Source organism: Bacillus sp. FSL K6-0138, from assembly GCF_037982765.1.
GTDB classification, from domain to species: Bacteria; Bacillota; Bacilli; order Bacillales; family Bacillaceae; genus Bacillus; species Bacillus glycinifermentans.
This window is the reverse complement of sequence record NZ_CP150286.1, coordinates 3,751,041-3,763,786: the sequence shown is the minus strand read 5'-3', so window position 1 is coordinate 3,763,786 and position 12,746 is coordinate 3,751,041. Positions and strand designations below refer to the sequence as shown.

9 protein-coding genes and 1 pseudogene are annotated in these 12,746 nt (G+C 41.4%); all 10 read left to right on the top strand.

Annotated features, from left to right (window positions below; genetic code table 11):
- The first annotated feature begins 17 nt into the window (after window positions 1-17).
- The gene (locus tag MHB78_RS19860) at window positions 18-929 is read left to right on the top strand and encodes a diacylglycerol kinase (RefSeq protein ID WP_046130418.1); all 912 of its coding nucleotides are present in this window, start codon (window positions 18-20) and stop codon (window positions 927-929) included.
- 51 nt (window positions 930-980) lie between these two features.
- Window positions 981-2,369 carry a 23S rRNA (uracil(1939)-C(5))-methyltransferase RlmD gene (gene rlmD, locus MHB78_RS19855; RefSeq protein ID WP_046130417.1) on the top strand — a complete coding sequence of 463 codons (1,389 nt, stop codon included), beginning with the start codon at window positions 981-983 and terminating at the stop codon, window positions 2,367-2,369.
- 233 nt (window positions 2,370-2,602) lie between these two features.
- Window positions 2,603-3,172, top strand: a complete 570-nt coding sequence (locus MHB78_RS19850; protein ID WP_046130416.1) for a restriction endonuclease subunit S — start codon at window positions 2,603-2,605, stop codon at window positions 3,170-3,172.
- A gap of 20 nt (window positions 3,173-3,192) precedes the next feature.
- A complete protein-coding gene (locus MHB78_RS19845; protein ID WP_046130415.1) occupies window positions 3,193-4,785 on the top strand; it encodes a type I restriction-modification system subunit M in 1,593 nt (530 codons plus the stop codon).
- Window positions 4,775-5,944 carry a restriction endonuclease subunit S gene (locus MHB78_RS19840; RefSeq protein ID WP_197672607.1) on the top strand — a complete coding sequence of 390 codons (1,170 nt, stop codon included), beginning with the start codon at window positions 4,775-4,777 and terminating at the stop codon, window positions 5,942-5,944. The genes MHB78_RS19845 and MHB78_RS19840 overlap by 11 nt, the downstream gene beginning before the upstream one ends.
- A 22-nt stretch (window positions 5,945-5,966) precedes the next feature.
- Window positions 5,967-9,125, top strand: coding sequence for an HsdR family type I site-specific deoxyribonuclease (locus MHB78_RS19835; protein ID WP_046130413.1), 3,159 nt, complete (start codon window positions 5,967-5,969; stop codon window positions 9,123-9,125).
- A gap of 236 nt (window positions 9,126-9,361) precedes the next feature.
- On the top strand, window positions 9,362-10,471 hold the full coding sequence (locus MHB78_RS19830) for a Rap family tetratricopeptide repeat protein (protein ID WP_046130412.1): 1,110 nt from the start codon (window positions 9,362-9,364) through the stop codon (window positions 10,469-10,471).
- Window positions 10,471-10,593, top strand: coding sequence for a PhrK family phosphatase-inhibitory pheromone (locus tag MHB78_RS19825; protein WP_082094083.1), 123 nt, complete (start codon window positions 10,471-10,473; stop codon window positions 10,591-10,593). Before MHB78_RS19830 ends, MHB78_RS19825 begins: the two co-directional genes overlap by 1 nt.
- Window positions 10,594-11,074: 481 nt before the next feature.
- Window positions 11,075-11,677, top strand: a pseudogene (locus MHB78_RS19820) (PLP-dependent aminotransferase family protein); the annotation flags it as partial.
- 58 nt (window positions 11,678-11,735) lie between these two features.
- Entirely contained in the window at window positions 11,736-12,641 is a 906-nt protein-coding gene (locus tag MHB78_RS19815; protein ID WP_082094081.1) for a DMT family transporter, read from the top strand.
- Window positions 12,642-12,746 lie beyond the last annotated feature (105 nt).

Sequence of the window (12,746 nt, the reverse complement as noted above, 5' to 3'; positions counted from 1 at the left end):
CTAATAGGATGATGAACATGAAACGTGCACGAATCATATACAACCCGACTTCCGGACGCGAAATTTTCAAAAAAAATCTTCCCCAAGTTCTCCAAAAATTCGAACAGGCGGGCTTCGAGACATCATGCCACGCAACGACGGGAGAAGGGGACGCCGTACAGGCCGCCAGAAGCGCCGCAGAGAGAGAGTTTGATTTAATTGTTGCAGCAGGCGGCGACGGGACGCTGAACGAAGTCGTCAACGGCCTGGCGCCGTTGGAAGTCCGTCCGAACCTGGGGGTCATACCGGTCGGGACGACAAATGATTTCGCAAGAGCTCTCGGCATACCGAGAGAGGATATTTTAAAGGCCGTTGACACAATACTAGAAGGAGAACCCCGTCCGATCGACATCGGGCGCGTAAACGGCCAGTATTTCATCAATATCGCCGGAGGCGGACGCCTGACCGAACTGACGTATGACGTACCAAGCAAATTGAAAACGATGCTCGGCCAGCTCGCTTATTATTTAAAAGGAATGGAAATGCTTCCGTCGCTGAAGCCGACAGAAGTCGAAATCGAATACGACGGCAAGCTGTTCCACGGCGAAGTGATGCTGTTTTTGGTGATGCTCACCAATTCGGTCGGCGGCTTCGAAAAGCTTGCCCCGGACTCAAGCCTGAATGACGGCATGTTTGACCTGATTATTTTAAAACGGACAAACCTCGCCGAATTTATCCGGCTTGCCGGACTCGCGCTCCGCGGCGACCACATCCACAACGAACACGTCATTTATACGAAAGCGAACCGCGTAAAAGTGAAGCAGAAGGACAAAATGCTCTTAAACCTTGACGGCGAATACGGCGGCGAACTGCCCGGAGAATTCGAAAACCTCTACCGCCACATCAATGTCGTCATGTCAAAAGAAAAAGCACAAAGACTCGATGATTGAACTTGGTCTCATACAGACGCGGCCAAGTTTTTCTTATAGAAGGTGAAGGAAATGAAACAAACAGCCCCCGTACAAAAAAACGAATATTACGACGTCGTATTTGAAGATCTGACCCACGAAGGCGCAGGAGTCGCAAAGGTCGACGGCTTCCCGGTTTTCGTCCCGAACGCCCTGCCCGACGAAAAAGCGAAGATCAAAGTCACGCGCGTCAAAAAAGGCTTCGCCTTCGGCCGTCTGATCGATGTAAAGGAAGAAAGCCGCTTCCGCACCAAAGCGCCGTGCCCGATCTACAAACAGTGCGGCGGCTGCCAGCTGCAGCACATCAATTACGAAGGCCAATTGCTTTACAAGCAGAAGCAGGTCAAAGACGTGCTCGAGCGAATCGGCAAGCTCGACTTAAGCCGCATTACCGTCCACCCGACCCTCGGCATGGAAGACCCGTGGAACTACCGAAACAAAGCCCAGGTCCCTGTCGGCGAACGGGAAGGCGGACTCGTCGCAGGCTTCTACCAGCAGCGCAGCCACGAGATCATCGACATGAACAAATGCCTCATCCAGCAGTCGGAAAACGACCGCGTCGTTCAAGCGATCAAAGAAATCTGCAATCGCTACGGGATCAAAGCGTACGACGAAGAGCGCCACAAAGGCTGGCTCAGACACATCATGGTCAGATACGGCGCCGCGACAGGCGAAATGATGGTCGTCTTCATCACGAAGACAAACGATTTCCCGCACAAAAACGCGATCATGAAGGAAATCACCGCCTCATTCCCGCACGTCAAATCGATCGTCCAAAACATCAACCCGAAAAAAACAAACGTCATCTTCGGCGACGAAACAACGGTCATCTGGGGAGAAGAATACATCTACGATACCATCGGCGGCATCAAATTCGCCATCTCCGCCAGATCGTTCTACCAGGTTAACCCCGAACAGACGAAAGTGCTCTACGACAAAGCGCTCGAATACGCCGAACTGAACGGCGAAGAAACCGTCATCGACGCCTACTGCGGCATCGGCACGATTTCGCTGTTTCTGGCGAAGCAGGCGAAAAAAGTGTACGGCGTCGAGATTGTGCCGGAAGCGATTGAGGATGCGAAGCGGAATGCTGAGTTGAACGGCATTGAGAACGCCGAGTTTGAAGTTGGCGAAGCTGAGGTCGTGATTCCGAAGTGGTATAAGGAAGGCATCAAGGCTGATACGCTTGTCGTCGACCCGCCGCGCAAAGGCTGCGACGAGGCTTTGCTGCGGACGATTATTGAAATGAAGCCGAAGCGGGTGGTGTATGTGTCGTGCAATCCGGGAACCTTGGCGCGCGATTTGCGGGTGCTTGAGGATGGCGGGTATGCGACGCTTGAAGTGCAGCCTGTTGATATGTTTCCGCATACGAGCCATGTGGAGTGTGTGGCGAAGTTGGTTTTGAAAGGTACAGTTGATTAAACTAATAGTTTAAAACTTTACGGATGACATCTTTTCTTCTTCAAAGACTTAATCTTTTTGATGTTGCTCTTTGATAACTTTTTTTGAAGGCCTGGATTTATCCCGGTCTTTTTTGTTGTAATTCGTAAAAATTACACGATAAATTGTTGACGGGGTATTTTTAGAGTGATATGATTCAAATTGTAATTAGATTGAGTAATTTTAAAGAAATACTCTATCGATGAGGGTGGGATATGAAACTTGAAGATATTGTAACGGTTAAGATAGGAAGAAACCTTTCTAGAGGCAACGTTAAAAATGATCATACATTAGTTGCTTATACATATGAGGATTTAATGAATGATTTAGATGGCTCATTTCTAGACTCACAAGCTAGTTTTGATGCTGGACATTCAAATCATAAAGAAAGCTATTTGAGCAATGCCGGAGACGTTGTTTTCAGCTTTGTTAGTTCCAAAGCTGGAATAGTGAGTGACTTAAACCGAGGGAAAATCATTAATCAAAATTTTGCGAAACTCATGATCGAACATGATGAATTGGATCGTAGCTATTTATGTTATGCGTTGAATGAATCGTATGCAATGAAAAGGCAAATGGCAATTTCGATGCAAGGAAGTGCTGTGCCAAAATTAACTCCAGCGATTTTAAAAGAGTTGGAAATCAAGTTACCAAGTATTGAGAAACAAAGGATAATTGGAAAAGCTTATTTCTGTTTAAGAAAGCGTCAAGCTTTGGCAAAGAAGCAAGCAGAACTTGAAGAGCAACTTTATTTAGAAGTATTAAAACAATTAGACCAACAATAGAAAAAGTGAGGAACACAACCATGGCTGAATTATATTCAAAATTATATAGCGCCGCAGACAACTTACGAAGCAAAATGGATGCATCAGAATATAAAAACTATTTACTAGGATTAATTTTTTACAAATACTTGTCCGATAAATTATTAGAAAAGGTAGTTGAAATAGCGGGTGAATCGTTAGAAGAATACAACACACAAGACAAACAAACTCAATTGTATATGGAATCATTGGCAGATGAAGAGATAAAAAATGACTTGATTGAAACGTTAGTCGATACATTGGGCTATGATATTGAACCAAAGTATTTATTCAGTGTATTAGCCAACCAAGCGAAACAAAATACGTTTCAGCTGAATGACTTGAATAAGGCGTTTATCGATTTGTCTACGAAATATGACCAATTCAACGGGTTGTTTGATGATGTAGATTTGACATCAAAAAAATTGGGATCAGATGATCAACAGCGAAACATTACGATTACAGAAGTACTGAAGAAACTAAATGATGTCAATGTAATCGGTCATGATGGAGACGTGATTGGGGATGCCTATGAGTACTTAATTGGTCAATTTGCCTCAGAGGCTGGTAAGAAAGCTGGGGAATTTTACACCCCTCATCAAGTATCTGACATGATGGCTCGAATTGCCGCGATTGGTCAAGAAGACAAAAAATTGTTTAGCGTATTTGACCCTACCATGGGATCAGGTTCCTTGATGTTGAATATTCGAAACTACCTAAATTATCCAGACGGTGTAAAATATCATGGGCAAGAACTAAACACAACTACTTTTAATCTAGCGAAGATGAACCTAATCTTGCATGGCGTTACTAAAGAAGATATGCGGTTACGTAATGGGGATACATTGAACAAAGATTGGCCGACAGATGAGCCTTATACTTTTGATGCCGTCCTTATGAATCCACCATACTCTGCAAAATGGTCTGCAGATTCTACATTCTTAGATGATTCTCGTTTCAATCGTTACGGAAAGTTAGCGCCGAAATCAAAAGCAGACTTTGCTTTTCTTTTACATGGGTTCTATCATTTGAAAGACTCAGGAACAATGGCCATCGTTTTACCGCATGGTGTACTTTTCCGTGGAGCTGCAGAAGGTGTGATTCGGAAGAAATTATTAGAGGATGGCAGTATTGATGCCGTGATTGGCATGCCAGCAAACTTATTCTTTGGCACATCGATTCCAACAACAGTCATCATCTTGAAGAAAAACCGCAGCACTCGTGATGTGTTATTTATTGATGCAAGTAAAGAGTTTATAAAAGGAAAGAACCAAAATAAACTTTCCAAAGAAAACATTGATAAGATTGTCGAAACGTATAAGAAGCGAGACGACGTTGAGAAATATGCCCACGTTGCAACATTCGATGAAATCAAAGAGAATGATTTCAATTTGAATATTCCTCGATACGTAGATACCTTTGAAGAAGAAGAACCTGTGGATATGGCTGCAATTGGCTCAAAAATCAAAGACATTCGAAAAGAAAAAGCAGAACTAGAGTCTAGCCTTTATGACATGATTTCTTCACTACAATATGATGAAGAAAATGCTGAATGGATCAAGGGTGCGTTAGAGGTGTTTAATCGTGGAAAATAAATATACACCCGCAATTCGATTTTCAGGGTTTAATGAAGATTGGGAAGAACGTAGGTTAGGGGATGTCTTAAAAGAACACAACGAATTAATCAAAGGGGATATATATCCAATTGCTACGTCATCTAGAAAAGGATTGTTTTTACAAAAGGAATATTTTGAGGGGGGAAGAAGTGGAATAGATGAAACACTAACTTTCCATCTTGTTCCAGAAAGCTATATTACTTACCGCCACATGTCTGATGATTCAACTTTCCATTTTAATAAAAACACTATGGGAACTCCTGTTCTTGTAAGTAAAGAGTACCCTGTATTTACAACTAATGAAAAAGCAAATGATGAGTTTATTTTAAGGAATCTAAACTATTCAGCTGGCTTTTCTAATTTTTCTCATATGCAAAAAAAAGGTGGTACCAGAGTTCGTTTGTATTATAACGTTCTACAAACTTATAAGCTATTTCTTCCGACAATCGAAGAACAAACGAAAATTGGAGATTTCTTCAAACAACTAGACGACACGATTGCTCTTCATCAGCAAGAACTAACCACCCTCAAACAAACAAAACAGGGATTCTTGCAAAAAATGTTTCCAAAAGAAGGGGAGTCTGTACCAGAAATTCGTTTTGAAGGTTTTACTGGTGAGTGGGAAGAAAAAAAGATTGGAGACATATTTAGAGTAACTAGGGGGCAGGTTTTATCTTCAGGGGAGGTTTCTAAATGTAAAACTGATGATTATCAATATCCAGTATATTCATCTCAAACTAAGGACAATGGACTATTAGGATATTATAATAAATATCTTTTTGACACTGCAATTACTTGGACTACAGATGGTGCTAATGCAGGTACAGTTAATTTTAGAAAAGGGAAATTTTATAGCACAAATGTTAATGGTGTTTTACTCTCGAATGAGGGATATGCAAACAAAACGGTAGCAGAAATATTGAATAGAATTGCTTGGAAGTATGTATCGAAAGTAGGAAATCCAAAACTGATGAATAATGTAATGGCAGATATTCAGATCTGGGTTCCATCTATTCAAGAACAAAATAAAATAGGGGAATTTCTTAATCGAATAGACGATACAATTGATCTTCATCAACGTGAACTAGATGCCTTAAAAGAAACAAAAAAAGCATTCCTACAAAAGATGTTTGTCTAAGCCGAATAGAGGAGAGAGAATCATGACAAAGATACCGCACAAAGATGAAGCTCAAGTAGAACGTCGCCTGATTGAAGTGTTAGGTGAAGGGCATAATCAGTGGAATTATCGTCCTGATTTAAAATCGGAAGAAGACCTATGGAAGAACTTGCGTCAAAAGATTACGCAAAATAACTTAGCAGAAATTGGGGAACATCCAATTACTGATAAGGAATTTGACACAATAAAGACAGAGTTATTATCGAAAACACAGACCCCCTTTGATGCCGCTAAATGGCTCAAAGGGGAAAATGGAATTGCTCGGATTACGATTGAACGTGAAGATGTCTCTTTAGGTTCGATGTCTTTAGTGCTGTATTCTAACCAAGACATAGGTGGCGGAATCTCTACATACGAAGTTGTTCATCAGATTGCGAAACAAAAGGCAAACCTTGACGGTCGTGATCGCCGATTTGACGTAACACTCTTAATTAATGGATTGCCAATTGTTCAAATTGAATTGAAAAAGGTCAGTGCCAAAGACGGCGTATTTCAAGCCTTTAATCAAATCAAGAAATACTCAGAAGAAGGGATGTTTAGAAATAATATCTTTTCTACTCTTCAATTATTTGTTATCTCTAACGAACAAACGACTCGCTATTTTGCCAATGCGATGCCAAAAGACATGCACAAGAAATTTGTCTTTAGCTGGCGAACAAAGGATAATCGAAAAGTAGAAAATCTCTATGAATTTGTAAAACAAGTCTTAAATATTCCAGATGCCCATCGATTGATTGCCGATTATACAATTGTAAGTGAGGATCAAGACAACAAAGCTGTAATAGTATTAAAGCCGTATCAAATTCATGCGATCCAAGCCTTGTTTACATCTGCCATGAAACATCAATCCGGCTATGTTTGGCATGCGACTGGTTCAGGAAAAACGTTGACAAGTTTTGTTTCTACGAAGTTATTAGCTCGCAAAGCAGGTGTAGATCGTACCATTATGCTGATTGATCGAAAAGACTTAGATAATCAAACGACGACCGAATTCACCAAGTTTGCTTCCGAGTTTAATACCGGTATTTCTTCTGGTGATGCAATATCGAATAGCTTGATTGTCGGAACTGGAAGTGCGAAGGAGTTAAGTGATACTCTACTGTCTGATGCCAATTCCAATACAGTGATTATTACCACTCGTCAAAAATTAGAAGCTGCCTTGCGCTATGCCCAAAGGCAAGAGGAGCAAAAAGGTACTCAGCGCTTTAAGAAACTACTAGGGCAACATATTGTCTTTGTCGTGGATGAGTGCCATCGTGCGTTAAGTGCAGAAGGGATGCAAGTCATTAAGGAGTTCTTTCCAAATTCAACTTGGTTTGGATTTACAGGCACACCAATATTTAACGAAAATAAAAAACAGGCTAAAGGTCAATTAGCTCGTACCACTCGTGATCAATATGGAGAAGTTTTGCACACCTATACCATTAAAAATGCATTAGATGATGGTGCTGTTTTAGGGTTTCAAGTAGAGCACGAAGATACAATTGACCCAACATCATTAAATAATTATATTTTTAATCAACTGCGTCAAAATGAAAAATACGCCAATTTGACTGCAGATGAAATTAATCGCATCATTGATCAAATGGAGGGAATAGAAAAGGAAGCATATCTTGAACCATCTTCGTTTGAAAGTGATGATCATATTCAAAAAGTTATTCATAAGATTTTCAGGCCGGATAATGCCTATACTAAATTTGATTTCCAAAATGGCCGCCCGCAAAAGTCTGCCATTTTAACAACCAGTTCCATTGATATGGCGAAACGCTACTATTCCGCAATTAAGGAAATGACGAAAGATCCAGAATGGTTGACGAAAGAATTTGCTGGACATCCAATTCGAACCGGACGTACGATTGAAGATCCGGATTTTCCACGAATAGCGATCACCTATTCGATTCAAGAAAACGAAGACAATTCGAAACAAATTCAAGATGAAATGAAAGAGATTATTAAGGAATATAACGATTATTATCACACTGCTTGGTCGATAGAAGATATTGAACGATATAATGGTGATATTAACAATCGTTTAGCTCGTAAGAAAGCAGAGTTCAAAGAATTTGGTAAACAAATTGACCTTGTCATTGTTGTCGATCGGTTATTGACTGGTTTCGATGCACCAACGATTCAAACGTTATTTGTCGATCGAAATTTAAGTTATGCCAATTTGATTCAAGCATTCTCTAGAACCAATCGTACTTATCCAGGAAAGAAAAAAGGATTAATTGTGACATACCGGAAACCTTCAACAATGGAGCAAAATGTAAAGAATGCGACGAAGTTATATTCACAAGCACAAGAGGAATCTAGTCTTGTTTATCCGACTTATGATGAATCGAAGAAACGCTTTAAAAAGGCTCACAAAGCGCTAACTACGTTAGTTCCAAATCCAACCGATATTGATGAGAACACATCTCTTGAAATCCGAATCGAGTTCGTGAAAGCATTTCAAGAGCTAAACAATTCATACGAAGCTTTAGTTACATATAATGACTACAACGATGATATGGAGAAATCAACTGCACTTCAAGAACAGGTGAAAACCTTGGAAGAATATATTGGTATATATAACACGGTTAAGGGTTCACTCGAAGATGAAGGGAACCAAGATGGACCGGGACCAGATTTCTCAGACATTGAATTCTATGGAGAAAATGCAGTTAAGATCTATGATATAGACTCAACTTATATTGACCGACTATTAGAAACATACTCGGCCAATAATCAGAACATCCGCGACGAGATCGAAAATGCCCTTCAAAAACTGAAGAAATCAGAAATTGTTAAAGACGTGTACCGCAAGATGTTAAATGCTATTGATACCAATGAAATAGATGCAGAGGAAGATATTCTTGCAGTGAAACGAAGCTTCTTCACTAGAGCACGTGACAAAGCGATTCATGAATTTGCGAATACTTGGTTTGTGGAAGAAGATGAGCTACATTTGTCCGCGATACAATATGTAATAGGAACAGATTCGATTCCGAATATTGGTCGAATCATCAACAGTAAACAATTTGAGAAGTATAAAGCCGTACATCCAGATGCAAAACCATTGAAATATGGACCAGAAATGAAGCGGCAGTGGATAAAGACATTAGATGAAGTCATTGTACCTTTGGATGATGAGTTGAGATAAAACCATTTGGATTAAAATTACTTTTTCAGGACTTAAACGATTAATGAAATAAGTAATATTTAGATTTGAATTAAAAGCTTTGGTCAAACACTACCAAGGCTTTTTGTTGTTTAACCAGTTTACTCTAACATAGAGCAACTACACTAATTGACAAAAGGACATTACAAAAATTTACACATATGATACGATCATGTTAAAGATAAACAACAATCTTAAATGAAATGAGGGGGCTTGATATGAGCAAGGTCGCTTCTGAGGTTGTAGCGGGTGTCTTGAACGAATTCCATTTGGCGATTAAAAAGCACGATATTGAACAGGCAAAAATGCTTTTTGAAAAGGCTAAGTCGATGTTTACAGAAATGGAAGAAAACCAAAATGTCCTGGTCTACTTCTCGCTTCTTGAAGAACGGTATCGGATGATGCTTTATGATGCAAGGGGAGAACGTTTGCCGCGCCAATCTTATTTTAATGCCTCGCAAATCAAGAGTATCGAACAGACGGATGATATGATTGATTACTATTTCTACTTTTTTGAGGCGATGCATGAAGCATACAACAAGAATGTTGAACGGGCGATCAGCCTTTATAAGGTTGCCGAGAAAAAATTAGCGAAGATTCCCGATGATATTGAAGCGGCTGAGTTTTACTTTAAAGTGTCCTGGCTGTACATGTCTCTCCGGCAAAATGCGGTTTCTCTCAATTATGCAAAAGATGCGATGAATATTTACAAGATGTATGACGGGTATAAAAAGAAGCTGGCGATTTCTCAGGTTGTCATGGGGACAAATTATATGCAGATGCAGCGCTTTAAAGACGCAGAGAAATACTTCGCGGAATCGATTGAAATTTCAAAAGAGATTGGCGATCCATTTTTAGAGGCGATGCTTCACCACAATATCAGCATTCTCTATTCTTATTCAGACCGATCCCAGGATTGTATCCTGGCAGTACAGCACGCGTTGAGCAATCCAGAGTGGCGTGAATCGAGTTATTATATCAACTCTCTTTACATGCTGGTCAGGGAGTTTTTCAAAATCGGCGAAACAGAAGCGGCTCTGTACTATTATCAAAAGGGACAAGAGGAACTAGAGAAAAACGGGAATAAGCATTATGAAAAGAAAATAAATATTATTTATGAACTGTATTGTCGTGAAAACGTAGAGAGCATCAAAGATGGCCTCCATTCCTTGGACGAGATGAACGATTTGGACGGCGTTTACGACCTTTCTTTGCTCATATCAAGCTATTTTGAAGACAAAGGAGATTACAAGAAAGCACTAGAATTTGCTAAAATAGCCATGAAAGCCGAAAACAAAATGAGATCATTAGGGAGTGAGGGATTGTAATGAAAAAAATCATTCTTTGCTTGTCGTTAACAGTTGTGATCTTTGGCGGTGCTGCTTTATCCCAGAGCCATAATACGGCGTCAGGAAGTGTTCAAGTAGCGGAATTGCCTGTCGGGGGTTAATAAAGTCCTTTTTAGGGCTTCTTTTTTTGCAATCATGAAATGGGGTGTAATTTAAGAAGAAACCGAAAGAACACGAAACATAACATCCTTTCACATTTGCAAGAAGCCCTCCAACGCATGAAGGCGTATGAAATCTTTTAACGAATTGGAGGGATGAAAAATGAATGATCACAAATTTTTTTCGTTATTAAAACATGCAGATGAACCTTTTGTCGGCTGGGATTTTTCATTTATTACTGACACAGGAAGAATGACAAGCGGGCTGTTCTCATGGTCATATGGAAGCATGGCTCTTTCTCTTATTCAAGATGCCACATCAATGTTGGATATGGGAACAGGCGGCGGGGAGTTTTTATCCAAATTGGGCCCTTTTCCACCGTCAGCATATGCTACAGAAAGTTATTTGCCTAATGTGCCTGTCGCAAAGGAACGATTGACGCCTTTAGGGGTTCAGGTTGTTCAAGTTGATAATAATGAGGCTCTTCCTTTCATTGAAGACGATATTTACCGCGAGCTGTGGATCGACCAGGCTCCGCCCCCTCCGATCAAGTCGATGGATCAAAACGGGCATGTTTTGTACATCGGAAGCTTTTCCAAAACGCTGAGCCCGGGACTCAGGATCGGCTGGATCGTCGGGCCTGAGCCTGTCGTCGAACGTTTATCCGATATTAAAATGCAGACAGACTACGGTTCAAGCTCGCTGTCTCAAAGAGTGGCCGCCGAATGGCTGACAACCGGACATTATCAGAAGCACCTCGAAAACGTCAGGGAACAGCTTAAAAAGAGAAGGGATTTTGTCTTGGAGGTTTTGGAAGAACACTTGAAAGGATTGGCGTCATGGAACATGCCAAAGGGCGGTTTTTTTATTTGGCTGAACATACTGCCGCCCCTGTCGATGAAATCTCTTTATGCAAAAGCATTGGCAGAAGGCATTCTTCTGAATTCCGGGAGCATCTATGCGCAGGAAAACGGGAATTTTATCAGGCTATCCTATGCTTTTGCCTCCCCCGGCGATCTTAAAAAGGGAATCTATCAATTAAGCCTGATCATCAAGACGTTAGCGACAGAAAGCGGAAAAAAATAAAAAATGCTCCGGAAATTTGATACAATTTCCCTAAATACATAAAGACAGGAGAAAATCGATGCAGCATCAACTGAAGGCTTACACCTCAATGGCGCTTGCGATGGCGATCGTCGGCAGCTCTGTCGTCGTCGGCAAGCTGATGGTCGAAACGATTCCGGTGTTTCTTTCGTCAGGAATTCGCTTTTTGATCGCGGCGGCCGTTTTAATCGCCTTGCTTATTGTTTTTGAAAAAGGGTTTCCGGCGCTTACGAAAAAAGACGTGTTTGTGCTAGTGATGCAGTCGTTTACCGGCGTTTTTCTGTTCAGCGTCTGCATGCTTTACGGCGTCAAGCTGACGACGGGGATGGAGAGCGGGATGATTACGAGCACGACGCCGATGGCTGCCGGGATTTTGGCTTTTTTTCTATTGAAAGAACGAATCGAAAAGCGGATGGCGATTGGAATCGTGCTCGCTGTCATGGGCGTGATGACGATCAATCTGTTTGGAGCTGACGCGGCAGGAAGCCCGCACGCTTTGATCGGGAATCTATTAATCGCAGCTGCTGTGGTTGGCGAGGCGATGTTTACGCTTTTGGCAAAACTGTTGTCCCCGCATATTTCGGCTTTGGCGATTGCAACGTTTGTGTCGCTGTTCGGGTTTTTGTTTTTTCTTCCTTTTGCCGTCATCGAAGCGCTGTCTTTCAATTTCACAGCACCGGGTCTTCTTGATTGGTCATACGTGCTTTATTATGCGCTGATCGTCACGGTGCTTGCCTTTTACTTGTGGTACAGCGGTGTGGCGAAGGTTTCCGCCGGCATTTCCGGGATTTTCACGTCGGTATTGCCCGTTTCCGCCGTCGTCTTATCCGGCATCGTTCTGAAGGAGCAATTTACCATGATCCACCTGATCGGAATCACGCTTGTGATCGCCGGGATATTTGTCACCGTGGTTGTGAAAGGGGACGGCCAAAATCTCGCATCCTAGCAGATTTCCAAAAAAATGTCGCAAATTTAATGCATCAATTTGATGAAATCGCCAAGCCCTGCGGTATAATAGATTTTGTGAATGAAATGGAAAGAGAGTGGTTAC